The following is a 24,499-nucleotide window of genomic DNA, read 5'->3' on the forward strand; positions in this document are numbered from 1 at the left end:
CACCGCGGCTCGCGCCCGCGCCCGGACCGCCGGGTGCGGGTCCGGGCCGTCGCAGTCTCACTCGTTCGTGGCTCGTCGGGCGGCGGGGCTCCGGGTAGAGCTCCAGCCGGAGGCGATCCATGGAACAGACTGCGTTGCGTCCCAAGCCGATGCCGGGTGGGGAGCCCGGCGGCGGCACCGAACCCGGCACCGCCCGGCGCCCGCACGCCGCGCGCCGGCGCGGCCGACGGCTCAGGGCCGCGCTGTTCGGCCTGCTCGTCGGAACGGTCCTGGTGCTGTCCGGGGTCGGCCTCGGCACGGTCGGCGCCACGGTGATCGGCATGAGCAAACTCGCCGACCTGCAACGCCAGGCGCAGGGCCCGGGCAGCCCGTCGGCCACGGCGCACCCCAGTCCGTCGTCCCCGACAGCGCCTGCGTCCCCGGCGCCCGCCGCAGCGACCCTGGGCCTGGAGGCCGTGGACGCGTACAAGGCGGGCGCCCTGGTCGTCGGCGTCCACGTACCCGGCCCGGGCTATACGGCGGGCCTCGTCCGGGGAGACGTACTCCTCGCGTTCGGCAGGACCCGCATCGACTCGGCCGCCGACCTCGCACACGCCGTCGCCCGGGCCCGCCCGGGCGTCGGGATCACGCTGACGGTCCGTCACCGAAGCGGCGGCTACCAGCAGTTGACCGCGATTCCGGGGGTCGTCACGTGACCATCCGGAAGTGGGTGGTGAGCCGCCTGTCGTCGTCCAGCACATGAAAGGCAAAGCCCAACGGAGCGTCCCGGGCGGCGATCTGCTCGCCCTCCCCGAGCAGCCGCAGCGCCCAGCTCACGCCGGGCCCCACCATCAGCGGCCGCCCGGCGAACACGCTCGCTGCAGGCGTGTGCGCATGACCGGTGATCAGCCCGCGATCTCCGGCCGCCGCTCCAGCAGCGCAGCCGGCCGGCCGGGCTCGCCCAGCTGGTACGAGTGGGTGCGTCCGCCTCGCCCAGCCCACGGCCGGTCGCGCACCCGCTCGGCGCGCTCCGCCGCTCGCGCGGTCCCGTCGAGACGGACATCGCTGATGTGTGCCAGTACGAGCACGGTCGTACGCCTCTCGGAATCGGTGACTAATGATGTAAAGGCATCCGAGCATTAGTTCTAATGGTGTGGCGTCCTGCACCCGTTGCTGCCGCGGGAAATCGCTGGTCCCCGTCCACGGAGTGGGCCACGATGAGCCGCATGCTGAGCACCTTTCTTGCCTTCCTCGGCGCCTGCACCCTGATCGCCGCCTCACCCGGCCCCAGCACGGTGCTGATCATCAAGCAGTCGCTGCGCAGCCGGCGCTCCGGTTTCCTGACCGTGCTCGGCAACGAGACCGGCGTCTTCGTCTGGGGTGTGGTCGCCGCGTTCGGGCTGACCGCGCTGCTCGCGGCCTCCGAACTGGCGTACGGCGTGATGCGGATCGTCGGAGCGGTCGTCCTGGTCGGCTTCGGCATCCAGGCGCTGCGGCAGGCGCGGCGCACCAAGGAGGCCCCGGACGGCTGGGAGGGCGCAGAGAAGAGCGGCTGGGCCGCCTACCGCGGCGGGCTGCTGCTCAATCTCGCCAACCCCAAGGCGGCGATCTTCGCCATGTCCTTCCTGCCGCAGTTCGTGCCGCAGGGCGCCCCGCACCTGCCCTGGGGGCACCTCCCACGCCCTTAAGGCAGTGGGGGCGGTGGGTCTAGCCGCGCTCTGGGCGGTCTACGAGGTCGGCTACTACGGCCTGTACGTGTGGTTCGTCGGCCGGATGCGGGCCGTCCTGTCCCGCGCCGGGGTGCGCCGGCGCCTGGAGCAGGTCTCCGGGGGCGTGCTGCTGCTCCTCGGTGCCCGCCTCGCCCTGGAGAGCTGACGCCATGGCCGACGGAGCTTCCGAAAGAACCGCAGACCGGTCGCGCAGCACCCGCGGTACGGGCAGGATGCTGCCCGTAGTCCCTTGTGGTCCCTTCACCCGCCCAGGGAGGCCCGGATGACCGGCAGCACACACGCGCCCTTCACTGCCGACGACTACCGGGCCCGGATGGACCGCGCCGCGCGGGCCGCCGCCGACGCCGGTCTCGCCGGGCTGCTGGTGGCACCGGGCCCGGACCTGGTGTGGCTGACCGGCTACGCGCCCACCGCGGTCACCGAGCGGCTCACCCTGCTGGTCCTCGTCCAGGGACGCACCCCCGTCCTGGTCGTCCCCACCCTGGAGGCCCCGGACGCCGCACAGGCCGTCGGCGCGCCTGCCCTGGCCCTGCGCGACTGGACCGACGGCAAGGACCCCTATGCCGCGACCGCCGCCCTGCTCGCCGGCACCGGCCGCTTCGGTATCAGCGACAACGCCTGGGCGATGCACCTGCTCGGACTGCAGCGGGCGCTGCCCGGCACCGACTACGCCTCCCTCACCGACGCCCTGCCGATGCTCCGCGCCGTCAAGGACCCGGCGGAACTGGAACTGATGGCGGCCGCGGGCGCGGCCGCGGACGCAGCGTTCGAGGAGATCCGCAAGGTTCCCTTCGCCGGCCGCAGGGAGTCCGACGTGGGCGCGGACCTCGCCGACCTGCTGCGGCAGTTCGGCCACTCGCAGGTCGACTTCACCATCGTCGCCTCCGGCCCGAACGGCGCCAACCCGCACCACGAGGTCGGCGAGCGCGTCATCGAACGCGGTGACATGGTCGTCCTCGACTTCGGCGGACTCAAGGACGGCTACGGCTCCGACACCTCCCGCACCGTCCACGTCGGCGACCCCACCGACGAGGAGCGCCGTGTGCACGACCTGGTGCGCGAGGCCCAGGAGGCGGGCTTCCGGGCGGTCCAGCCCGGCGTCGCCTGCCAGGAGGTCGACCGCGCGGCCCGGGCGGTCATCGCGGAGGCCGGGTACGGCGAGTACTTCATCCACCGCACCGGGCACGGCATCGGCGTCACCACGCACGAGCCGCCGTACATGATCGAGGGCGAGCGGCAGCCGCTCGTGCCCGGCATGTGCTTCTCCGTGGAGCCCGGGATCTATCTGCCCGGCCGCTTCGGCGTGCGCATCGAGGACATCGTCACGGTCACCGAGGACGGCGGCCGCCGCCTCAACGACACCGACCGCGAGATGGTCATAGTGGACTGAGCGACCCCAGGAGCCCCAGCACACCTTCGAGTGACTACGGCGCGACCATGACCCAGGCACCGACACCCACCGCGGACACCGTCCGCCGGCTGGTCAGTTCTCTGATCAAGGAGGGCACGACAAGGGAGGCCACCGCCGCCGGACCCGAGGTGCGGCCCGTCGCCGAGGGCGGCGAGCACTCCACCTGGTGGGTCGGCGCCCGCCATGTGCTGCGCCTCGCCCCCGACCGCGAGGCCGCCCTGCGCCAGCGCCGCGAACTGCGCCTGCGCGACCTCGTACGCCCGCATCTGCCGGTCGCCGTGCCGACCAGCGTGGCGCACGGCGAGTGGGCACCCGGGCTGACGTACACGCTCGACACCAAGGTGCCCGGCGGGACGGCGGAGCAGCACGACGTGTCCGCCGTCGGCGAGACCGACCTCGCGGGGCTGCTCACCGGGCTGCGCGAGGTGCCCGCACGGCAGGCCGAGACGCTCGGCGTCCCGCGCACCGCCCCGCGCTCCCTGGAGGCGCTGCGCCGAGCCGCCGCGCGGGCCGCCGAACGCCTCGCCGCGGCCGACGAGTTCGACCCCGTCCGCCTCCACCAGCTCACCCCGCAGGCCGCCGTCCAGCTCGCCGCGCAGCCCGGCACCGCGGTCCTCGTCCACCACGACCTCAGGGGCGAGCACCTCGTGGTCAGCGCCGACGGCCGGGTGCGCGGCATCCTCGACTGGACCGACGCGGCCGTCGGCGACCCCGCCGAGGACATCGCAGGACTCGCGATCGCGGTCGGCTCACCCGCCGCCGTCCGCGCCGCCACACTCGCCGGCTACGCAGCCCGCCCCTGCCTCCGCGGCCTCTGGCTGGCCCGCTGCGACACCGTCGTACGCCTGGCCGAACACCTCGGAGGCCATGACACCGGCCCCCTGCCCCTCCTCAGGCTCCAGCTCCGGCGCGCCTGGGAGGCGATCCTGCTGGAGAGGGTGACGGAGTTCCGGGACGAGGACGCGGACGACGAGGTCTAGGCGGGTCCAGGCGGCCTCGGCGACTCCGGTGCGGTTCGGTAGCGCCCCGAAGGGGCGCGGGGCAGTGTCCATATGCGGCTCCGCCGCGCGGGCGCGACCAGCCACGACGGACCCGCAGACGTCAGACGGCCGATCGCGGCACCGCCCGCGGAGCGCCCAGCAGCCGTTTCACGCCTGCAGCAGCACCACGGCCGACTCCGCGGGCACATGCAGCACCCCGTCCGCCCCCGGCGCCTCGACGGGCTCCCATGCGGCGAGCACGCGCGCGTGGCGGGGGCCCAGGGGGATCGCCGCCGGCTCCTTGGCGAGGTTCACGGCCACGCGGACGTCCCCGCGGCGGAAGGCCAGCCAGCGCTCCCGTTCGTCGAACGCCACCTTGGTGTCGGCGAGGTCGGGATCGGTCAGGTCGGCCTGCTCGTGCCGCAGGGCGATGAGCCTGCGGTACCAGTCCAGCACGCGCGCGTGGGGCTCGTCCGCGAGCTCCGCCCAGTCGAGGCAGGAGCGGTCGCGGGTCGCCGGGTCCTGCGGATCCGGAACGTCCTCCTCGGCCCAGCCGTGCGCCGCGAACTCCCGCCGCCTGCCCCGCCGTACGGCCTCGGCGAGTTCCGGATCGGTGTGGTCGGTGAAGAACTGCCAGGGCGTACCCGCCGCCCACTCCTCGCCCATGAACAGCATCGGGGTGAAGGGCGCGGTGAGCGTGAGGGCGGCCGCGCAGGCGAGCAGGCCGGGGGAGAGGACTGCCGACAGGCGGTCGCCTTGGGCGCGGTTGCCCACCTGGTCGTGGGTCTGGCTGTAGCCCAGCAGCCGGTGGGCGGCCACCCGCGTGTTGTCCAGGGGGCGCCCGTGGTGCCGGCCGCGGAAGCTGGAGTACGTGCCGTCGTGGAAGTAGCCGCGGGTGAGGGTCCGGGCCACGGCGGCGAGTGGAGCGCGGCCGAAGTCCGCGTAGTAGCCCTGGGACTCGCCGGTGAGCGCGGTGTGCAGGGCGTGATGGAAGTCGTCGTTCCACTGGGCCTGCAGCCCCAACCCGCCCTGCGCGCGGGGCGTGATGAGCCGCGGGTCGTTGAGGTCGGACTCGGCGATCAGGAACAGCGGCCGGCCCAGGTCGGCCGCGAGGGCGTCCACGGCCGTCGACAGTTCTTCGAGGAAGTGGCACGCGCGCGTGTCCGCCAGGGCGTGCACTGCGTCCAGGCGCAGCCCGTCGATCCGGTAGTCACGCAGCCACGCCAGTGCGCTGCCCAGAAGGAACGCCCGCACCTCGTCCGAGCCGGGGGCGTCCAGGTTGACCGCGGAACCCCAGGGCGTGTGGTGCGTGTCCGTGAAGTACGGGCCGAAGGCGGGCAGGTAGTTGCCCGACGGACCGAGGTGGTTGTGCACGACGTCCAGGACCACGCCCAGGCCGAGTTCGTGCGCCCGGTCGACGAACCGTTTCAGCGCCTCGGGGCCGCCGTACGGCTCGTGCACGGCCCACAACGAGACGCCCTCGTAGCCCCAGCCGTGCCGGCCCGGGAAGGGGCACAGCGGCATCAACTCGACGTGGGTGATGCCCAGTTCGACCAGATGCCCGAGTCGCTCGGCGGCCGCGTCCAGGGTGCCTTCACGTGTGTACGTGCCCACATGGAGCTCGTACAGCACCGAACCCGGCAGCGGACTCCCGGCCCAATCGGTGCGCCAGGTGTACCGCTCGTGCTCGACGACCGCGCTCAGCCCGTCCGGGCCGTCCGGCTGCCGGCGCGAACGCGGGTCGGGCAGCACGGGGCCGTCGTCCACCGCGAACCCGTACCGCGAGCCGTCCCGCGCCGCGGCCTCCGTCCGCCACCAGCCCTCCCGGTCCGGATCGCGCTCCAACGCGCGCGTGGCGCCGTCGCACTGGAGCGTCACTCGGCCGGCCTGCGGTGCCCACACCTCGAACTGCACGGACGGTTCCCCTTCGTCTGCTCACCGTGATGTAGCCCGTCCATGGTGCTTCAAACGAGATCAATCCGCTTTTGAATCACCCCTTTTACGGCGGGTGTCGTCAGGTACGCGCGCGTGGCGGCCGTTTTCTCGTTTTCTGGACACCCGCGGTTCACTGACCGACAATCACGAACGTGACGTCGTCTTTCGAGTTCAACACGTACCCCGCGCGGCTGTCCGACGTGGAGCGCGACAAGGCGCTGAAGGTGCTGCGTGACGGCGTCGCCATGGGACGGCTCTCGCACGACACGTTCATCCGCCGGATGGAGCTGGCCCTCGCCGCCCGCCGCTCCGACGAACTCGCCGCACTCACCGCCGACCTCCCGCAGGAAAGCCGTGTCGCGCGCCTGGTGTTCGGCACCGTGGAGGCGGTCTCCGGCTTCACCGTACGGCTGCGCAGGGCCTGGCAGGCCGAGCGCCTCCCCAAGCTGCTGCTGCCCCACCCGGCGAGCGGCTACCCGCTGCGCATAGGACGCGATCCGGCCAACGGACTGCGCCTCACACATGAAACCGTGTCCCGCGTGCACGCCGAACTCAGCCGCCAGGGCGGCATGTGGGTGCTGCGCGACCTCGGCTCGACCAACGGCACGACGGTGAACGGCCGGCGGGTCATCGGAGCCGCCGTCGTGCGCGAAGGCGATCAGGTGGGCTTCGGGCGGATGGCGTTCCGGCTCGCTGTCGACTGAGTCCCGACTGAGTCACGCCTTAGCTTTGGCCTGAGCATGACACCGCGTTGACGTGCGGTGATGGCGTAAATCGCTTTCCCTTCCATGGTGTTGACGTACCCCTCAAGTCGTGACTGACTGTGCGTACGCCATGCACATCAGGTGAACCGACGGCGCCACATTGTGGAGGTGTGCCCTGCCGCCCCTCCTCCGCTACCCGACCGTCGACGAGCTCGGCGCGCGGGCGGCAGCACTCGTCTCCCGGCGTCCGAGCGACGCCCGTCTGCGCCGCGTAGGCACCTCGCGCGCGGGCACCCCCATGTGGCTGCTTTCCGTCGGTCACGGCAGCCGTCAGGCCCTCGTCGTCGCAGGGCCCCACGCCAACGAACCCGTCGGCGGCGCCACCGCGCTGCGCCTGGCCGAACGCGCCCTCGCCGACCCCAGGTTCACCGAGGGCGCCGACGCCACCTGGAACCTGCTGCTGAGCCTCGACCCCGACGGTCTGCGCCGCAACGAGGGCTGGCTGCCGGGCCCGTACTCCCTCGGCCGGTACTTCCGGAACTTCTTCCGGCCCGGCTTCCTGGAACAGCCCGAATGGCTGCCCGACGGCGCGGCCGGCGCCGCCCTGCCGGAGACCCGCACCCTGATCGACCTCCAGGACGAACTGCGGCCCTTCCTGCAGTGCTCCCTGCACGGCGTCGACGTCGGCGGCGGCTTCGTCGAGCTCACCCACGACCTGCCGGGCCTCGCGGGGCGCGTCGCGCACACCGCCGCCCGCCTCGGCATCCCGCGCGAACTCGGGCCCTACGACACCTTGTACTGGCCGAGCCTGGGACCCGCCGTCCACCGCATCCCGCCGCCCCGCATCGGCGACCTGGCCGCGGCCATCACCGAGGCAGCCGTCGAGTCGACCTGGTTCCACCCCTACCGGCACGGCACGGTCACGGCGGTCGTCGAGGCGCCCATGTGGGGCGTGGCGGCCGTGGAGGACGGCTCCGCGCCCGCCGACGCGGCCGCCGTGCTGCGGACCGTCAGCCACACGCTGCGCCACGACGCAAGGCTCCTGGAGGTGCTCCTCGCGCGGCTGCGGCCTCATCTCGCAGGTATGCCGGACGCGGCCCGCCTGCTCGCCCCGGTGGACGACTATTTACTGGTCTGCCCCGGGCTCGCCGACGCATGGGACCCCGACGTCGCCGACGGTGCGCGTCCCCTCCCGCCGCTCAGCACCGCCCACCTGGCCGCCCTGCGCATCGCCGGACGGCGCCTGGCACTGCGCACGGCGGGGCTGCTGCACCAGCTCGTGACCCGCGCCGGCCGCGACCCGGCCGGTGTGCTGCCGGACCTCGACCGTCTCATCGACGACTGGTGCGCCGACTACCGCGACGGCATGGGGGCGCGCTGGATACCGGTCGCACGCCAGGTGGAGTACCAGTCGCGCGTGGTGCTCGCCGCGTTCGAACTCGCCCTGCGGTACGCGCCCGCATGCTCCCGTTCGGGTGAGTCGGGGTGGGGTTCCCAGGCCGCCGTGCCGATGCATCGGGAATGACGATCAGCACCACAGTGAAAGCGGTACGGGGCTCGCTGCTGGCGGCCGCCCTCCTCCTCGCCGGCGCGGCCCCGGCACAGGCTGCCTCCCCGGGCTTCCCGCCGACCGACTGGCTCTACCTCACGGTCACCAAGGGCGACGCCCGGTCCCCGCACACGCGCGACACCCTGCTGCTGTGCGACCCACCCCAGGGGCACGCGCGAGCGGCCGACGCGTGTACGGAGCTGGCGGCGGCGGAGGGCGACATCGCCCGCATCCCCTCGAAGAAGAACATCTTCTGCCCGATGATCTACGCGCCGGTGACCGTCCACGCGCGCGGGGAGTGGAACGGCCGGCGGGTCGAGTACACACAGACCTTCTCCAGCGCCTGCGTCATGGCCGGACGCACCGGATCGGTGTTCGCCCTGGACGCCTGACAGCGGCACTGCGGCGGCCTGCTCCGCGCGTGACAGAGCAGGCCGGGCGAGGTCCGCTGCGGTTCGCCCGTGCCCTGAAGGGGCGCGGGGCAGTGTCCATGTGCGGCTCCGCCGCGCGGGCGCGACCAGCCACGACGGCGCCGCAGAAGACTGACGGCTCGTCCTTCGGCACCACCGGCGGAGCGCTTCGCGCAGGTCAGGCCGCCCGGTCGCGCGCGTGCAGCGCTGCCGCGACGACCGTGCGGGACTGGTGCTCGACCTGGTGCTCCAAAGGCACCCAGCGCGCGCGGAAGCGCTCCGCGAAGGCGTCGCTCCAGGTCGCCACCAGCCGCTCCAGGCCCGGGGCCGCCCGGTCGTCGGTCTCCTGCAGGACACGCAGCAGCATGGCCGCCGCCCGCAGCGGCAGGCGGCGGCCGAACGCGTCGACGCTGCCGACGTACGCCATCGTGTTGTCGGCGGGCGGCGTGTGCATCCAGTCCGCGGCCAGGCCCGGAACCAGCTCCAGCGCCCACTTGGCGGCCCGCAGCAGCGGACCGTCGAGGCCCTCCAGACGCGGCAGCGCCTCGGCGAGCACCCGCTCCACCTCCAGCGCATCCCGCAGCAGCCGGCGCGCCAGCCGTCGCATCGCTGCGGCCGGAGCGGGATGCGGAGCGGGGTCGTCCACCAGGTCGCTCGCCCACATCGGCACCTCGACCACCGCCGTCAGACCGCCGTGGCGGTGGGGTTCGTACCAGGTGCTGTGGCGGGCGTCGTCCGGCATGCTCGGATATGCGGCGCCCGCACCGGGGGAGGGCATCACATGCACCCCGGGCCCGGACGCGGCCCAGCCCGCGGCGTCCGATGCGCCCGTCTCCACCGGGATGTGCAGCTCGGCCGCGGACTTCGCGAACGGCTCGGCGAGACCCGGTATGTCCTTGGTCAACTGGACCCAGCTGCCGCCCAGGTCGGTCCCGTGCAGGGTCGCCTGGAGGTAGGGGCGCAGCTCGTCGATGACCCGGGTCAGCGTGCGCGTCTCGGGCGGCAGCCGGTGCGGGGGCAGCACCGACGGCGACCACTCCGGCTGCTCCTCGGCCGCCGGCCGGAAGAACCCGAGGTGGTAGTCGAACAGGCTGCGCGGCGCCGGGGTGCGGTGCAGGCTCGCCCCGTCGGGGTCGGCGCACAGCAGGAAGTGCCAGGACGTGTCTGCACGCAACTGCCGCTCGGACAGCACCCGTTCGGCGAGCGCGAGCAGCGTGGGACCGCCGGTCGGCTCATTGGCGTGGGCGCCCGCGACGACGAGCACGGCACGCCGCGCGTGGCCCACGGACAGCAGGTGCAGGGGTCTGCCCGCCCGGGAGACGCCGACCTGCCTCAGTGTGCACAGACCGGGCCTGTGAGCGGCCAACGCGCATGCGGACGCGACGAGTTGGGTCACGGTGGGGTAGCGCAGCTGCGGCAGGAGACTCACCCCCGTCACGTCCGCCCGGCTTCGCAATCCGCAGTACCCCACGCTCTAGGTGAACTGTCAATAACGCCTAGGGGGAGGCTCCAGGGGGCGCCCAGATGCATTCACCGCCGACGACAAGGGGCATTGCTGCCGACGGGGGGCGCGGACACCGGGGCTCACTGCTGGTGCAGCCCGCGTCCGGCCAGCGTCAGGAAGGTCTCGCCGACCGCCTCCGACAGCGTGGGGTGCGGGTGGATGTGGCGGGCCACGTCCGAGGGGTACGCGTCCCAGCCGACGATCAACTGGCTCTCCGCGATCATCTCGGACACGTGCGGGCCCACCAGGTGCACACCGAGCACTGGTCCGCCGTCTGCCTCTGCGACGACCTTCACCATCCCGCCCTGCCCGTGCACCATGCCCTTCGCGACCGCCGTCAGGGGCATGGTGTTGACGGCCACCTCGTACCCACGCGCGCGTGCCTCCGCCTCGCTGAGGCCCACGGCCGCGGTCTGCGGCGACGAGTAGGTCACCAGGGGCACGGCCGCGTAGTCGACCGGCACGGACGCCACGCCGGCCAGCGTCTCGGCCACCAGCAGGCCCTCCGCGAACGAGGCGTGCGCCAGGCCGAGTGACGGCGGCGGCAGCAGGTCCCCGACGACGTGAACGCCGTCCACCGGCGTCTCCATCCGGCCCCAGTCGGCCGGTTCGACGAAGCCGCGCGCGTCCGCCGCGAGACCCGCCGCGGCCAGGTCCAGGCCGTCGGTGACCGGGGCCCGGCCGACCGCCACCAGGAGCCGCTCCACCTCGACGGTACGGGTCTCCCCGCGGGCGGTGCGCACGCGCGCGCGTACGCCGTCCTCGAACAGCTCGGCGTCCAGCAGCCGGGCGCCCGCCTGCACGTCGATGCCGCGCTTCTTCAGACCACGCGTCAGGTGACGGCTCACGTCCGCGTCCTCGAGCGGCACGAGCCGGTCGGCGGCCTCCAGGAGGGTGACCTCCGCACCCATCGAGCGGTGGAACGAGGCGTACTCCACGCCGATCGCGCCACCGCCGAGCACCAGGACGGACGCCGGCAGACCCGGTGCGAAGAGCGCGTCGTCGCTCGTCACCACGCGCCGGCCGTCCGGCTCGAGCCCCGGGAGCGTGCGCGGCCGTGAGCCGGTGGCCAGGACGATCCCACGGCGTGCGGCGAAGTCCCGCACACCCGACGCGCGTTCACCGTCCGGCCCCTGCACACGTACGGTGCGCGGCCCCGTCAGCCGGGCGCTGCCCCGCACGACCCGTACGCCCGCCTGTGCGAGATGCGCCTCCACGCCACGGTGGTTGCGCGTCACGATGTCGTCGCGCGTGGCGACCAGTGCCGGCCAGTCGACGGCGTCCAGGCTCGCCTTCACCCCCCAGCGCTCGCGCGCCTCGGCGATGCCGTCGACGAGTTCGGCGGCGTGCAGCATCGCCTTGCTGGGGATGCAGCCGCGGTGCAGGCAGGTCCCGCCGACCTTGTCGCGCTCGGCGAGCACGACATCGAGCCCGAGGGCGGCGGCGCGCAGGGCGGTGCTGTATCCGCCGGTGCCGCCGCCGATGACGATGACATCCGCAGTGCTCAGATCCCGTGTGTCGTCCATGCCCCCAGCCTCCGTCCATCTCTTGCCATAAGTCCAAGGCAATGTTCTTGTGGAACCGATGCAGGATGTTTATGAGAGGTGGGTCATGAGTCTGCGGCAGATGGAGTACTTCCTGGCGGTCGTCGACGAGGCGTCCTTCACACGCGCGGCCGAGGTCCTGCATGTCTCGCAGCCGGCGCTCTCGCACCAGATCAAGGCCCTGGAGCGGTCGGTCGGCGGTGCCCTTCTTGAGCGTATGCCGCGCGGAGTGCGCCTCACGCCGATGGGCCGCGCCTTCCGGCCGCACGCCGAACGTGCCGTGCGCAGCGCCGCCCAGGCCCGCCGCGCGGCGCGTGCCGCCGCCGACGCCGAGGGCGGCGAACTGCACATCGCCGCCGTCCACTCCGTCGCGGTCGGCGTCCTGCCGGACGTGTTCGCCCGCTGGCGCGCCGCCCACCCCCACGTGGTGCTTCACCTGCACGAGTACGCCACCTCCCAGGCACTGGAGGAGGAGGTCGAGCGCGGCACCGCGGACCTCGCCGTCGGTCCCGCACCCGCCGACTGGCCCGGCACCGTCGTGCCGGTCGGCGAGGAGGAGGCCGTCCTCGTGGTCCCCTTCGACGACCGCTTCGCGGGCCGCACGACGGTGACCCTGCCCGAACTCACCGAGCGCCACTGGATCCGCTGCGCCATGGAACCCGTCGTACACGGCGAACGCTTCCTCGACTGGGCCTGCGGACTGGCCGGTTTCGCCCCGCGCACGGCCGTGTGGACCGAGCACACGTCGACGGCCGTACGGATGGCCGCGGCCGGAGTCGGCGTCTGCGTCGCACCCTCGCACATCGTGCGCGGAGCGGTAGGCGAGGACTGCACGGTCCTCTCCCACGCCCCGTCCTGGCGCCGCCCCATGACCGTCTTCGCCCGCGTCCCACCAACCGGCGCCGCCGAGGCCTTCGTAGAGCTCCTCAGGACGTCATGGCCGACGCCGGCAACGTCGACCTCCCTGACAGCCCAACCAGGGTGACCAAGGCCCACCCGGACCGGCAGCGCCCTGAAGGGGGGCGCGGGGTTGTGTCGGTGTGCGGCTCCAGGGAGGGGGCGCGACCAGCCACGACGGCGCCGCAGATGATCGACGGCGGCAGCGCCCAAAGGGGGGCGCGGGGTTGTGTCGTGTGCGGCTCCGCCGCGGGGGCGCGACCAGCCACGACGGGCCCGCAGACGGATGGACGCCCAATCGCCCCACCCCGCGGCGGAGCCGCAAAGCGGCACAGCCCGCGGGCCGCTCAGTCGGCGTCAACCCGCTCCAGCAACACCACCGGCAGCCGTTCGAAGAGTTCCTCCACGCGCGCGTGCCCCGCAAACTCCCGCCCGGGAGACAGCACATCGGACCAGCGCCCGGCCGGCAGCGGCAGCACGGTGTCCCGCCAGCCGCCCGCCTCCGCCAGCCGCAGCGACAGCCGCGTCACGGCCGTGACGACCTCTCCGGAACGCGCGAACGCCACGCAGTGGGCCGCCGCCGGGCCCTCGGCGGTCAGCGGCGCGTACGTCGCCGCGTCCCCGAAGGCGCCGGGCCGCCGCGCGCGAAGCCGCAGCGCCGCCGCGGTCACCTCGCCCTTCTCGCCGGGGTCCGCCGAGGGCGGGAACCGCACGGGGCGCCGGTTGTCCGGGTCCACCAGCGCCAAGTACTCACCCTCGGTGCCCTGGTAGACGTCCGGCACGCCCGGCATCGTCAGATGGACCAGGGCGGTGCCCAGCACGTTCGCCCGGATGTGGGGCTCCAGCGCAGCGCGGAGGGCCACCACGTGCTCACCCGGAGCCCCGCACGGCCCCGCCGAGACGAACGCCGCCACCGCCTCCTCGTAGGCGGGCTCCTGCTCCGTCCAGCTCGTCAGCAGCCCCGCCTCGCGCACATGCTTCAACAGGGCCTGCTGAACGCGCTCCTCGGCCGCCGCCCCGAGCCCGAACACCGTCTGCCACGCCGCCCACGCCACCTGGGCGTCCGGCACGCCCTCACCCGCCCGCGTCACCTCCGCCAGCACGTCCGCCCAGCGCTGCGGGCACTCGGTGAGCACGGCCAGCGCCGCCCTTACGTCGGCACTGCGCTTCGTGTCGTGCGTCGACGCGACGGTCCCGCTCGCAGGCCAGTCGCGCTGTACGCGCGCGCAGTAGGCGTGAAAGTCCTCCGGGGACACCGCCGGGCTCCCGGGGTTCCCGCCCACCTCGGTCGCCGACAGCAGCGGCACATAGCGGTAGAAGGCCGTGTCCTCCACGGACTTGGCCCGCAGCGCGGAGGCGGTCTGCGCGAACCGTGCCCGGAACTCCACGTGGTCGGGCCCGTCGCCGTGGCGCCCGAGGACCAGATTCCGTACGACGTCGACCGCGCCGGACTCCTCCGGGACGACGAAGGCGAGCCGGGCCTCGGCCGCGGCCTCCTCGGTGACCACGGCGGCCGCGTCCCCGGAGGCGTACGGCCGGTAGACGTCCAGGCGCACCAGAAGCTCCTGCAGCGCCGTGCGCAGCGCCCAGGGAGCGCGGTCGCGCAGCGCGGGGTCCGGTGCGGCGGCGCACAGTCTGCTCGCCACCCGGGTCAGCCGGTCGATCTCGGTGGCGAGCTCGTGCGTGAGCACCTTGTACGCCGCCCGCCGTACCGTCGCCGCCCAGTCGCCGCCGCGGTCGGTCTGCGGGGCCGCGAACCGCCGGTACTGGCCGAGGAGTTCCCCGAACCCTGCTCGGTCCGTGAAGAGGCCGTCGATGTGCCGCAGGGCGTCGTAACCGGTGGTGCCCGAGACGGGCCAGGAGACCGGCAGGGGCTCCCCGTCCGAAAGGATCTTCTCCACGACCGTCCAGCGGCCGCCGGTCGCCTCGTGCAGCCGCCGCAGATACGCGTCGGGGTCGGCGAGCCCGTCGGGATGGTCGACACGCAGCCCGTCGAGCACGTCCTCGTGCAGCAGCTGCAGGATCTTCGCGTGCGTGGCCTCGAACACCTCCGGGTCCTCGACCCGCACCCCGATGAGCTCCGAAATGCTGAAGAAACGCCGGTAGTTGAGCTCGGTGCGGGCCAGCCGCCACCACACCGGCCGGTACCACTGCGCGTCCAGGAGCTGCGGCAGCGGCAGCCCCTCGGTGCCCTCGCGCAGCGGGAACACATGGTCGTAGTAGCGCAGCACGTCCCCGTCGACCCGCAGCTCACCCATGACCGAGCCGAGCGGGCCGCCCAGCACCGGCAGCAGCACCTGGCCGCCCTGCGCCTCCCAGTCGATGTCGAACCAGCGCGCGTACGGCGACTTGGGGCCCTCCCGCAGCACCTCCCACAGGGCGTGGTTGTGGCGCGGAGCCATGGCCATGTGGTTCGGCACGATGTCCACCACCAGGCCGAGACCGTGCTCCCGCGCGGTGCGCGCGAGCGTACGCAGGCCCTCCTCGCCGCCCAGTTCCCCCCGCACGCGCGCGTGGTCGACGACGTCGTAGCCGTGCGCCGAGCCCGGTACGGCCTCCAGGACGGGGGACAGGTGCAGGTGCGAGACGCCGAGCGAGGCCAGGTAGGGCACGGCGGCCGCCGCGGCCGCGAACGGGAACTCGGGCTGCAGTTGCAGCCGGTAGGTGGCCGTGGGCACCAGGGGGTCGGGTCGCTCAGGTGTCATGCAAACCTACGTACCCGCCCTGCCGCCCTTCGTGTCATCGTCCCCTCCACGGGTGCACGCGCGCGTGGCTAGCGTCGAACGATGGGGAGCACCGGGCGAACGTACCAGGACGTCATCGGCCTGACCGGGCCACTGCTGCCGGTGGTGTCCTTCCTGGGACGGCTGCCGACGGCCACGATCCAGTTCGGCAGCGTGCTGCTCGTCGCCCGGACCAGCGGGTCGCTGACCGCCGCGGGGCTGACAGGCGGGGCGCTGGCGGCCGGGCAGGTGGCCTGCGGCCCGCTGGTGGGGCGGCTCGCCGACTGGCATGGCCAGCGGGCGGTCGTGCTCGCCTTCTCCCTCGCCAACGCCGCCGCGATCGCCGCGCTCGTCGCCGGGGCGCTCGCCGGCCTGTCCGTCCCGTTGCTGGCCCTTCTCGGGGCCGTGGCGGGCGCGACCGTGCCGCTGATCGGTCCCCTGGGCCGCGCCCGTCTGGTGGCGCTGGCCCGCCGGTCCGCAGCCCCCGAGTCCACGGTCGGCGCGGCCCTCTCCTTCGAGAGCACCCTCGACGAGATCTCCTTCGTCCTGGGCCCGGCCCTGGTGGGCCTGGCCGCCGTGCTCGCCCACCCCGCCTACGCCCTGGGCGCGGCAGCACTCCTGGTGGCCGTATGCGGCAGCGGCTTCGCACTGCACCCGACGGCGAGGGCGACACGGCGCGGCCATCCGGCCGGGAGCGTCCCGCGCTCCCGCATGCCCCGCTCCGTCCGCTCCCTCCGCGCCGCCCTGGCCCTCCAAGGAGCGATGTTCGGAGCCTGTCAGGCCGGTATCACCGCACTCACCGAGCGGCTGGGACAGGAGGAGCAGGCCGGTCTCGTGTACGCCGCCATGGGGGTGATGAGTGCAGTGGCGGGCCTGTCCATGGCCGCCGTGCCCGCGCGCATCCCCCTCACGGTCCGCTGGCGGATGGCGACCGCGGCCGCGTTCCTGCTCTCGCTGCCCCTGCTGTGGACGCAGAGCATGGGGGGCCTCTATGCGGTCGTCACCGTCCTCGGTGTCGCCTATGCCCCGCACCTGGTCACGGTGTTCGGCCTCACCGAGCGCGCGGTGCCGCCCACACGGCTGGCGGAGGCGATGGCGTTCGCGACGAGTGCGATCGTCGGCGGGCAGGCGCTGGCGGTCGCCGTCACCGGCCGCCTCGCCGAGACGTACGGCCCCGCGGCCGCCTTCGCCGCGGCGAGCACGGCTGCCGCACTCGCCTGCGCCATCGCCTTGACGGCGCGCCCGTCCTCGTACACCGGGCCCGCCACCGAACCGGCCCTCCACGCGCGCGTACCCGGCCGGCAGCCGACCACACCGACGCACGAACAGGACCTGGAGCAGACCTAGACCGGCCGCTGCAGCACCGTCAGGCTCCGGTCCACCAGCGTCAGCCGGTCGCCCGCCTGCACCTTCGGGCCGGTGTGCGGCGGCACCCCGTCCGAGCGGGCGGTGTCGACCACCACTTCCCACTGGCGGCCGTGGTTGACGGGCACCACGAAGTCGAGCGCCCTGGGCGAGGCGTTGAACATCAGCAGGAACGAGTCGTCGGTGATCCGCTCCCCGCGCGTACCCGGCTCGGAGATCGCGTTGCCGTTGAGGAACACCGTCAGTGCCGAGGCCGGCGCCGAGTCCCAGTCGCGCTGGGCCATCTCCTTGCCCTCCGGCGTGAACCAGGCGATGTCCGACAGCTCGTCATGGGTGCCCTCCACCGGGCGTCCGTGGAAGAAGCGGCGCCTGCGGAAGACCGGATGGTCCTTGCGCAGCCACACCATCGCGCGCGTGAAGGCCAGCAGCTCGCTCTCGGCGCCGTCCTCCTCCGCCCCGGGGGCCGGCCATTTCACCCAGGCCAGCTCGTTGTCCTGGCAGTACGCGTTGTTGTTGCCGCGCTGGGTGCGCGCGAACTCGTCGCCGTGGCTGATCATCGGCACGCCCTGGGAGAGCATCAGCGTGGCGACGAAGTTCCGCATCTGGCGCGCCCGCAGCTTCAGCACCTCGGCGTTGTCGGTCTCACCCTCCTCTCCGCAGTTCCAGGACCGGTTGTGACTCTCGCCGTCCCGGTTGTCCTCGCCGTTGGCCTTGTTGCGCTTCTGGTTGTACGAGACGAGGTCGTGCAGGGTGAAACCGTCGTGGCAGGTGACGAAGTTGATCGAGGCGAGCGGACGCCGCCCGTCGTCCTGGTAGAGGTCCGAGGAGCCGGTCAGCCGGGACGCGAACTCCGCGAGCGCGCGCTGCTCGCCGCGCCACATGTCCCGTACGGTGTCGCGGTACTTGCCGTTCCACTCGGTCCACAGCGGCGGGAAGTTGCCCACCTGGTAGCCGCCCTCGCCGACGTCCCACGGCTCGGCGATCAGCTTCACCTGCGAGACCACCGGGTCCTGCTGCACCAGGTCGAAGAACGACGACAGCCGGTCCACCTCGTGGAACTGCCGGGCCAGGGTCGCCGCGAGGTCGAAGCGGAAGCCGTCGACGTGCATCTCCGTGACCCAGTAGCGCAGCGAGTCCATGATCAGCTGCAGGACGTGCGGGGACCGCATGAGCAGCGAGTTCCCGGTGCCCGTGGTGTCCATGTAGTAGCGCGGGTCGTCGGTGAGCCGGTAGTACTGCGGGTTGTCGATGCCCTTGAAGGACAGCGTCGGGCCCAGGTGGTTGCCCTCGGCCGTGTGGTTGTAGACGACATCCAGGATGACCTCGATGCCCGCCTCGTGCAGCGCCCGGACCGCCGACTTGAACTCCAGGACCTGCTGGCCGCGGTCGCCCCAGGAGGCGAACGCGTTGTGCGGGGCGAAGAAGCCGATCGTGTTGTAGCCCCAGTAGTTGTTCAGGCCCATGTCGACCAGCCGGTGGTCGTTGACGAACTGGTGCACCGGCATCAGCTCCAGCGTCGTCACGCCGAGCTCCACCAGATGCTCGATGATCACCGGGTGCGCGAGCGCCGCGTAGGTGCCGCGCAGCTCCTCCGGCAGCCCCGGGTGCTGCATGGTGAGGCCCTTGACATGGGCCTCGTAGATCACCGTCTCGTGGTATCCGCGCCGCGGCCGCCGGTCGTCGCCCCAGTCGAAGTACGGGTTGACCACGACCGACGTCATCGTGTGCGGCGCCGAGTCCAGGTCGTTGCGCCTGTCGGGTGCGTCGAAGTGGTAGCCGTACACCTCCTCGCCCCAGCGGATGGAACCGCTGATCGCCTTCGCGTACGGGTCGAGCAGCAGCTTCGCCGAGTTGCAGCGCACGCCGCGCTCGGGGGCGTACGGGCCGTGCACCCGGAAGCCGTAGCGCTGTCCCGGCATGATGCCGGGCACGTACGCGTGCCGCACGAATGCGTCGCTCTCGCGCAGTTCCACCGCCGTCTCCGAGCCGTCGTCGTGCAGCAGACACAGCTCTACTCGGTCCGCGGCCTCCGTGAAGACCGCGAAATTGGTGCCGGCGCCGTCGTACGTGGCACCGAGCGGATACGCCTCGCCAGGCCAGACCTGCATGGATACGACTCTTTCAGGTGGAGCGCGCCCCAGGGGGCGCCTTGGCGTCGAGTGTCCCCGAAAGTGATGGAACCACCTATGACTTACGTCCCTCTTACCGATCGACCTGTGCATACGCCGTATGCCAACGCCGTATGCCAATCAGTGGGGCAGAAAAGTACTCCCGGGGACGAAGGGGGAGTAGGGGGCAAATGTGCGCAAGATAGTGCACCGCCATCTGGGCAAGGTGGTGGCCGGTGCGGCCATAGCGGTCGCCGGAACTGCCGTGATGGTCGGGATCACGCTGCCGGGGACGGCGGGGGCCGACGATTCGGGGGGGACCAAGGCAGGGCAGGCCCAGCAGGCGGCTCAGGCGAACGGCACGCCCGCTCCGGGTGTCGTCGAGCAGGCGCCGGCCGAGGGCGAGAAGGGCAAGGGTCTCGACCCGCTGACCGACGACGAGACGAAGCGCGTCGAGAAGATCGCGCTGAACCGGCAACTGCTGAACACCGGTGAGAACGTCAAGGGCGCCCGCGGACCGCAGCGCCTCACCGTGGAGCTGACCGAGCCGGACACCGACCAGCCGGACAGCGCGAACGCGCCCCGGCGCGCGAACGTGACGTTCTACGACTACCGCAGCGACAGCGTCGTCACCAAGACCGTCAACCTGGACACCGGCAAGGTCGAGGAGACGAGCACCCAGCACGACGTCCAGCCGCCGCTCGGCGTCGCCGAGCAGAGCGAGGCGGCCCGGCTGCTGATCGCCGACCCGCTGGGCGCGGGCCTGAAGGCGGACTACAAGGACGCCACGGGCAAGGAGCTCACCTCCCCGGACCAGCTGACGCTCACCAGCATGGTGTTCCGGGCGACCCCGGGCGTGCAGCCGGCCGAGCTCGGCAAGTGCGGCGAACACCGCTGCACCCGGCTGTTTCCGAAGGTCAAGAACGGCGCCTGGATCGACACCCGGGACTTCGTGATCGACCTGAGCGCCCGCAAGGTCGTCAAGCTCGGCTGAACCGGGCTCCGTTCACTTTTCACACTTGCTTCTCCTGTAAGGGAGTCACCTCGTCATGCACGTCAACAGAGACAGCCGTGCCCGCCGCAGCGCGCTGCGCAGGCGCGCCATGGTGGGCCCGCTCGCGGTCGGGCTCGCCCTCGGCGGCACGGCAGCGGCACCGGCCTTCGCCCAGCACAAGGAGGCGACCGCCGCCGCGGCCCCCCAGTGCAGCGCGGCCTACCAGATCGAGCAGAAGCTCTCCACCGGTACGACCTGGCGGATGTGCTGGCGCTTCGAGAGCAGGTCCGGGGTCATCCTGGACGACATCTCCTACCAGCCGCCCGGCGAGTCCCAGCCGATCAAGGTCCTCAACAGCGCCAAACTCGCCCAGATCGACGTGCCGTACGACGACGGAAGTGTCGAGTACAACGACGTCACCGACTACAACTTCGGCAACGGCCTGCTGAACCTCACGCCCGCCGAGTGTCCGGGCGGCACCATCAAGTCGGTCAAGGTCGCCGAACCCTTCTACTCGGAGTCGCAGAACGTCAAGGGCCTGTGCGCCACGACCCGTTCCCGCGGCCACGCCTACCACCTGCTGTCCGACGCCAACAAGACCTACCAGGCGCAGGGCAAGGACCTGCTCCTCTACACGGTCAACAAGGTCGGCTGGTACGAGTACATCACCGAGTGGCGCTTCCAGGACGACGGCACGATGAGCATGAACGCCGGCGCCACCGGCAGCCTCTCGCCCGACGACTACGACGCGGGCGACGGCCGCGGCTGGCCCCTCGGCAAGGGCGCCAAGGCCTATGCCACCAGCCACAGCCACAACGTCTTCTGGCGGCTCGACTTCGGCCTCGACGGCTCCTCCAAGACCAAGGTCGAGCAGTACGACTCGAAGGTCAGCGCGCCGGTCAACGGCCAGCAGGCGCCGACCAACAAGACGACCCTCACCAAGGTCACCAAGGAACTCGCGGGCGACGCCAAGGACATGCGCTGGTGGCGCGTGGTGAGCACGGCCGGCAAGAACAAGGACGACCACCCGCGCTCGTACGAGATCGTCCAGGGCCCGACCGCGAAGTACCCGGGCCGCAGCTTCACCAAGCACGACGTGTACTTCACCGAGTACAACAAGTGCGAGCAGTACGCCAGCGGCAACCCGCTCAACTGCGGTGCCGGGCACGGCAAGTCCGTCGACACATGGGTCAACGGGCAGACTCTCACCCACCCCATAGTCTGGGTGAATGTGGGCTTCCACCACATAGCCCGGGACGAGGACCAGCAGCCGATGCCGGTTCACTGGCAGGGCTTCTCCATCGCCCCGCGTGACGTCACGGCTATGAATCCGCTCACTCCGGCCGCCCTTGCCGGTCAGAACGGGCACTGGCACTAGGGCAGTTGAGAATCGACCTGTCCATCCGGCTGCACCGCTGACTGCTCCCGGAGTACCCTTCCTTGATCGTTGACACGGGGATGCTCGGGGGAGCGGAAGGCGGTGCGCGGGTGGGGTCGGGAGGGCTGGAGTTGCCCCCTGGTGACGAGGGTCACGAGGGGAACTCCACAGATGTCCCGCCCGGCACGGTGTCCCTGGCCCGGCCGATGGCGACGAGTTCCATCGGGCCGGAGCTGGACTGGGATGCCGACGCCTGGCGCGAGGTGCGTACGCGCGCCCAGCGAGCCGGCCGGGCCTACATCTGGCTGAACCTCGTCGAACAGCGGCTGCGCGCGGTCGTGGCCGCTGTTCTGCGGCCCATCTACGAACCCGTCCACGGCGACGACTGGGTGGTCGCCGCGGCCGGGCCGGCCGGCCAGGAATGGGTGCAGCGCGCGGTCGCCGTACGCGAAGTCAGCCGCCGCAAGGGCTATTTGCTCGACCCGGCCGACGACAACGTGCTCAGCTTCCTCACGCTGCCGCAGCTGCGCGAGCTGATGGTGCAGCACTGGCCGTGCTTCGAGCCGTACGTCGACGACCGCCGCGACGTCGAACTCGCTCTGGACGAGCTCGAGGTCACCCGTAACGTCGTCTCCCGCAACCGGGCCCTTTCCGAGGCCGTCCTGGGCCAGGCCGAGCGGGCCTCCGCGAAGCTGCTGGACGTCCTCGGCGCGGCCGGGGACGTGCCGTCGGCCCGTCGGCTGCCCGTGGACGCGGTGGAGGAAATGGTCGGCGACCGGTACGCGGACGTGGTCGCCGTGCACCCCGACCGGGTGCGGCTGCTGCGCCAGTTCCCGGCCGAGGACATCTTCGGCGGCGCCCGCCGCCTCGACGCCGTCGGCATCGGCCTCAACCTGCTCGTGCAGAACTTCTCCGGGCGCCGGCTGGTGCGTCTGGCCGAGGCGGGCTGCCGTGTCCGGCTGCTGTTCCTCAACCCGGCCTCCAGCGCCGTCAAGCGGCGCGAGCGCGAACTCGGCATGAAGCGCGGCGAGTTGAGCCGCGCTGTCGAGATGAACATCCTGCACATGCGGCGCGTCCGGTCCAGGCTGCGCGACCCGGCCGCCTTCCAGATCCAGGTCTACGACGAGACCCCGCGCTTCACGGCCTACCTCGTCGACGGCGACGGCTCGGACGGCGTCGCCGTCCTCCAGTCCTATCTGCGGCGCTCGCGCGGCATGGAGGCTCCGGTGCTGGTCCTGCGCAACGGCAGCCGGGTGGTCAAGCCGGACGACATGGACAAGGGAGTCGAGAGCGGGCTCTTCCCGACATACCGCGAGGAGTTCGAAACCTCCTGGGCGGATTCGCGACCTGTGTCCTGAACTGTCGCCGGGGCCAAGCGGAATGCAGTCCTCGGATTGTCAGTGGCCCATGGGAAGGTGGAGACCACTGGGGGAAAGCACCACCAAGAAGGGGGGCCACGCATGGGCTGGCACCGGGAGCTGCTGATCGGCTTCGACCTGGAGACGACCGGGACCGATCCGCGTGCGGCGCGCATCGTCACGGCGGCCGTGATCGAGGTCAGGGGCGGACAGCCCCTGGGGCGCCGGGAGTGGCTGGCGGATCCGGGCGTGGAGATCCCGGCGGACGCCGTGGCGGTCCACGGGATCAGCAACGAACGCGCGGCCGCCGAGGGCCGCCCGGCCGACGAGGTGGCGGACGCCATCGCGGACGTCCTCACGACCTACTGGAAGACGGGCGTCCCGGTCGTCGCCTACAACGCGGCCTTCGACCTGAGCCTGCTCTCCGCGGAACTGCGCAGATACGGACTGCCGTCCCTGCGCGACCGACTGGGCGGCGTCGACCCGGCTCCGGTCATCGACCCGTACACCATCGACCGCTGGGTCGACCGCTACCGCCGCGGCAAGCGCAACCTCGAAGCGGTCTGCACGGAATACGGCGTCACCCTCGACGCCGCCCACAACGCCTCCGCCGACGCCCTGGCCGCAGCCGGCCTGGCCTGTGCAATAGCCACCCGCCACCCCAAGATCGCAGCCCTCGGCCCGGCGGAACTGCACCGCCGCCAGATCGAGTGGTACGCCGAATGGGCGGCGGACTTCCAGAAGTTCCTGCGCGGCAAGGGGGACGCGACCGCCGTGATCGACGGGACATGGCCGCTACGGGAGCTGACGGACGAGCCGGTCTGACTCACAGGGCGCGGGAGACGCCCGAAAGGGGCGCGGGGCCGTGTCGATTTGCGGCTCCGCCGCGTGGGCGCGACCAGCCACAAGAGACCCGTAGCCGCCCGATAACAACAACCCCCGGATCAATAGGCGCTCAGAACGAATACCACCGCACCGCCTCGTCCCCGTCCCGCAACGACGCCACCCGCCGCTCGAACTCGGCCAAGGCCTTGGGGTTGCTCGGCGCATGCTGCGCAACCCACGCACAGCTCGCCGTCTCGCGCGCACCGCGCAGCACACCGCAGCCCTCCCACTCCCGCACATCCCACCCGTACGCCTCGGTGAAGGAGTCGTAGGCCTCGGCCGGCATGCCATACCGGTCGCGGGAGAGTGCCATGACGACCAGATCGTGCTCGCGCAGGTCCGCGGAGAAGGTCTCCAGGTCCACCAGGACAGGCCCGTCCGGGCCGACATGCACATTGCGCGGCAGCGCATCGCCGTGGATGGGCCCAGGCGGCAGATGAGGGGTGAGCGCGGCGGCGGCCGCCGTAAAACCGTCGCGGCGCTCGCGCAGATACGCCGCGTCCGCGGGGCCGATCGCGTCGCCCGCGAGCCGCAGCCAGCGTTCCACACCGCCCAGCAACTCGCGGGGCGGCAGTTCGACGGAATCGACAGGGGGAGTGGGCAGTGCGTGGACGACCCGTAGCAGTTCGGCCAAATCCCGGGGCTCGGCCGGCCGTACGGCATCCGGCATCCGGTGCCACACCGTCACCGGGTGCCCCTCGACCAGCAGCGGCTTGGGCTCCGCCGCCCGCACCGCGGGCACGCCCGCCTCGGCGAGCCACAGCGCGATGTCCAGCTCGCGGCGCGCCCGGTCCAGGAGTTCGGCGTCACGGCCCACCTTGACGACCAGGTCGCCGGAGGCGAACACCGCGTTCTCGCCCAGGGCGAGGAGCCGCGCGTCCCGCGCCGGGCCGGGCAGTACCCGCGCCGCGGCCAGTACGTCCCGCGCCCGTGACTCGTCCATCGCCTTCCTCCCACGTCCGCGTGTGCATCGGTGAACGGCGTCGAGATCGCGCCACCCACCGGCCCAGTCTCGCATTCGCACAGGTCGGACCGTGTGCGTACT

The 24,499-nt window shown here is 72.3% G+C and carries 18 protein-coding genes and 2 pseudogenes; 13 read left to right on the forward strand and 7 right to left on the reverse strand.

The window, feature by feature from the left end:
• Positions 1-119 precede the first annotated feature (119 nt).
• Positions 120-695, forward strand: a complete 576-nt coding sequence (locus EDD92_RS35945) for a PDZ domain-containing protein (RefSeq protein WP_123968153.1) — start codon at positions 120-122, stop codon at positions 693-695.
• Here the strand turns inward: EDD92_RS35945 and EDD92_RS35950 are convergent.
• Positions 688-950: pseudogene (locus EDD92_RS35950) on the reverse strand (phosphodiesterase); the annotation flags it as partial. The gene EDD92_RS35945 and the pseudogene EDD92_RS35950 sit on opposite strands and share 8 nt — an antisense overlap.
• 255 nt (positions 951-1,205) lie before the next feature.
• Between EDD92_RS35950 and EDD92_RS35955 the strand changes: the two are divergent.
• The 3 genes and pseudogenes from EDD92_RS35955 (at position 1,206) to EDD92_RS35965 (ending at position 4,100) form a co-directional block, all read left to right on the forward strand.
• A pseudogene (locus EDD92_RS35955) lies at positions 1,206-1,854 on the forward strand (LysE family translocator).
• A 117-nt stretch (positions 1,855-1,971) separates the two neighbouring features.
• Positions 1,972-3,099 carry an aminopeptidase P family protein gene (locus tag EDD92_RS35960; protein WP_123968154.1) on the forward strand — a complete coding sequence of 376 codons (1,128 nt, stop codon included), beginning with the start codon at positions 1,972-1,974 and terminating at the stop codon, positions 3,097-3,099.
• A 47-nt stretch (positions 3,100-3,146) separates the two neighbouring features.
• Positions 3,147-4,100 carry an aminoglycoside phosphotransferase family protein gene (locus tag EDD92_RS35965; RefSeq protein WP_123968155.1) on the forward strand — a complete coding sequence of 318 codons (954 nt, stop codon included), beginning with the start codon at positions 3,147-3,149 and terminating at the stop codon, positions 4,098-4,100.
• 168 nt (positions 4,101-4,268) lie between these two features.
• Here the strand turns inward: EDD92_RS35965 and treZ are convergent, their stop codons facing one another.
• Positions 4,269-6,014 carry a malto-oligosyltrehalose trehalohydrolase gene (treZ, locus tag EDD92_RS35970; RefSeq protein ID WP_123968156.1) on the reverse strand — a complete coding sequence of 582 codons (1,746 nt, stop codon included), beginning with the start codon at positions 6,012-6,014 and terminating at the stop codon, positions 4,269-4,271.
• A gap of 173 nt (positions 6,015-6,187) precedes the next feature.
• Here treZ and EDD92_RS35975 point away from each other — a divergent pair, with 173 nt between their 5' ends.
• The 3 genes from EDD92_RS35975 to EDD92_RS35985 all read left to right on the forward strand — a co-directional run bounded on the left by EDD92_RS35975 (position 6,188) and on the right by EDD92_RS35985 (position 8,680).
• Positions 6,188-6,739, forward strand: a complete 552-nt coding sequence (locus EDD92_RS35975; protein ID WP_123968157.1) for a DUF1707 and FHA domain-containing protein — start codon at positions 6,188-6,190, stop codon at positions 6,737-6,739.
• A gap of 160 nt (positions 6,740-6,899) precedes the next feature.
• Positions 6,900-8,264 carry a M14 family zinc carboxypeptidase gene (locus EDD92_RS35980; RefSeq protein ID WP_123968158.1) on the forward strand — a complete coding sequence of 455 codons (1,365 nt, stop codon included), beginning with the start codon at positions 6,900-6,902 and terminating at the stop codon, positions 8,262-8,264.
• Positions 8,261-8,680 (forward strand): SSI family serine proteinase inhibitor, encoded by a 420-nt coding sequence (locus EDD92_RS35985; protein ID WP_123968159.1) that lies wholly within the window; start codon positions 8,261-8,263, stop codon positions 8,678-8,680. The genes EDD92_RS35980 and EDD92_RS35985 overlap by 4 nt, the downstream gene beginning before the upstream one ends.
• A gap of 196 nt (positions 8,681-8,876) precedes the next feature.
• On the opposite strand, the gene EDD92_RS35990 is transcribed toward EDD92_RS35985, so the two are convergent.
• Together EDD92_RS35990 and lpdA are read right to left on the reverse strand one after the other, a co-directional pair.
• On the reverse strand, positions 8,877-10,127 hold the full coding sequence (locus EDD92_RS35990; RefSeq protein WP_123968160.1) for a M14 family zinc carboxypeptidase: 1,251 nt from the start codon (positions 10,125-10,127) through the stop codon (positions 8,877-8,879).
• Positions 10,128-10,282: 155 nt separating this feature from the next.
• The gene (gene lpdA, locus EDD92_RS35995) at positions 10,283-11,728 is read right to left on the reverse strand and encodes a dihydrolipoyl dehydrogenase (protein WP_123968161.1); all 1,446 of its coding nucleotides are present in this window, start codon (positions 11,726-11,728) and stop codon (positions 10,283-10,285) included.
• Between the two features lie 85 nt (positions 11,729-11,813).
• On the opposite strand from lpdA, the gene EDD92_RS36000 reads away from it, so the two are divergent.
• The gene (locus EDD92_RS36000; RefSeq protein WP_123968162.1) at positions 11,814-12,731 is read left to right on the forward strand and encodes a LysR family transcriptional regulator; all 918 of its coding nucleotides are present in this window, start codon (positions 11,814-11,816) and stop codon (positions 12,729-12,731) included.
• Positions 12,732-12,990: 259 nt separating this feature from the next.
• On the opposite strand, the gene treY is transcribed toward EDD92_RS36000, so the two are convergent.
• Positions 12,991-15,348 (reverse strand): malto-oligosyltrehalose synthase, encoded by a 2,358-nt coding sequence (treY, locus tag EDD92_RS36005; RefSeq protein WP_123968163.1) that lies wholly within the window; start codon positions 15,346-15,348, stop codon positions 12,991-12,993.
• An 81-nt stretch (positions 15,349-15,429) separates the two neighbouring features.
• Between treY and EDD92_RS36010 the strand changes: the two genes are divergently transcribed.
• Positions 15,430-16,713 (forward strand): MFS transporter, encoded by a 1,284-nt coding sequence (locus EDD92_RS36010; protein WP_123968164.1) that lies wholly within the window; start codon positions 15,430-15,432, stop codon positions 16,711-16,713.
• On the opposite strand, the gene glgX is transcribed toward EDD92_RS36010, so the two are convergent.
• Positions 16,710-18,839, reverse strand: coding sequence for a glycogen debranching protein GlgX (glgX, locus tag EDD92_RS36015; protein ID WP_123968165.1), 2,130 nt, complete (start codon positions 18,837-18,839; stop codon positions 16,710-16,712). The two genes, EDD92_RS36010 and glgX, sit on opposite strands and share 4 nt — an antisense overlap.
• Before the next feature lie 193 nt (positions 18,840-19,032).
• On the opposite strand from glgX, the gene EDD92_RS36020 reads away from it, so the two are divergent.
• The 4 genes from EDD92_RS36020 to EDD92_RS36035 all read left to right on the forward strand — a co-directional run bounded on the left by EDD92_RS36020 (position 19,033) and on the right by EDD92_RS36035 (position 23,394).
• A complete protein-coding gene (locus EDD92_RS36020) occupies positions 19,033-19,833 on the forward strand; it encodes a Tat pathway signal sequence domain protein (protein ID WP_123968166.1) in 801 nt (266 codons plus the stop codon).
• A 55-nt stretch (positions 19,834-19,888) separates the two neighbouring features.
• Complete coding sequence (locus EDD92_RS36025; protein ID WP_123968167.1) at positions 19,889-21,211, forward strand: copper amine oxidase; 1,323 nt, start codon at positions 19,889-19,891, stop codon at positions 21,209-21,211.
• 80 nt (positions 21,212-21,291) lie between these two features.
• Positions 21,292-22,569: an SAV2148 family HEPN domain-containing protein gene (locus tag EDD92_RS36030; protein WP_030940183.1), complete on the forward strand. Its 1,278-nt coding sequence runs from the start codon at positions 21,292-21,294 to the stop codon at positions 22,567-22,569.
• A gap of 102 nt (positions 22,570-22,671) precedes the next feature.
• Positions 22,672-23,394 (forward strand): 3'-5' exonuclease, encoded by a 723-nt coding sequence (locus EDD92_RS36035; RefSeq protein WP_123968168.1) that lies wholly within the window; start codon positions 22,672-22,674, stop codon positions 23,392-23,394.
• A 130-nt stretch (positions 23,395-23,524) separates the two neighbouring features.
• Here the strand turns inward: EDD92_RS36035 and EDD92_RS36040 are convergent, their stop codons facing one another.
• Entirely contained in the window at positions 23,525-24,397 is an 873-nt protein-coding gene (locus EDD92_RS36040; protein ID WP_123968169.1) for a phosphotransferase enzyme family protein, read from the reverse strand.
• Positions 24,398-24,499: the final 102 nt, after the last annotated feature.

The organism is Streptomyces sp. TLI_185 (assembly GCF_003814765.1).
In the GTDB taxonomy this organism is placed as follows: domain Bacteria; phylum Actinomycetota; class Actinomycetes; order Streptomycetales; family Streptomycetaceae; genus Streptomyces.

Coding starts and splice junctions, on each gene's coding strand:
- EDD92_RS36035 (WP_123968168.1), top strand. CDS start 22,672: ATGGGCTGGCACCGGGAGCTGCTGATCGGCTTCGACCTGGAGACGACC.
- EDD92_RS36040 (WP_123968169.1), bottom strand. CDS start 24,397: ATGGACGAGTCACGGGCGCGGGACGTACTGGCCGCGGCGCGGGTACTG.
- EDD92_RS35965 (WP_123968155.1), top strand. CDS start 3,147: ATGACCCAGGCACCGACACCCACCGCGGACACCGTCCGCCGGCTGGTC.
- EDD92_RS35945 (WP_123968153.1), top strand. CDS start 120: ATGGAACAGACTGCGTTGCGTCCCAAGCCGATGCCGGGTGGGGAGCCC.
- EDD92_RS35985 (WP_123968159.1), top strand. CDS start 8,261: ATGACGATCAGCACCACAGTGAAAGCGGTACGGGGCTCGCTGCTGGCG.
- EDD92_RS36025 (WP_123968167.1), top strand. CDS start 19,889: ATGCACGTCAACAGAGACAGCCGTGCCCGCCGCAGCGCGCTGCGCAGG.
- lpdA (WP_123968161.1), bottom strand. CDS start 11,728: ATGGACGACACACGGGATCTGAGCACTGCGGATGTCATCGTCATCGGC.
- glgX (WP_123968165.1), bottom strand. CDS start 18,839: ATGCAGGTCTGGCCTGGCGAGGCGTATCCGCTCGGTGCCACGTACGAC.
- treY (WP_123968163.1), bottom strand. CDS start 15,348: ATGACACCTGAGCGACCCGACCCCCTGGTGCCCACGGCCACCTACCGG.
- EDD92_RS36030 (WP_030940183.1), top strand. CDS start 21,292: ATGCTCGGGGGAGCGGAAGGCGGTGCGCGGGTGGGGTCGGGAGGGCTG.
- EDD92_RS36000 (WP_123968162.1), top strand. CDS start 11,814: ATGAGTCTGCGGCAGATGGAGTACTTCCTGGCGGTCGTCGACGAGGCG.
- EDD92_RS35960 (WP_123968154.1), top strand. CDS start 1,972: ATGACCGGCAGCACACACGCGCCCTTCACTGCCGACGACTACCGGGCC.
- EDD92_RS36010 (WP_123968164.1), top strand. CDS start 15,430: ATGGGGAGCACCGGGCGAACGTACCAGGACGTCATCGGCCTGACCGGG.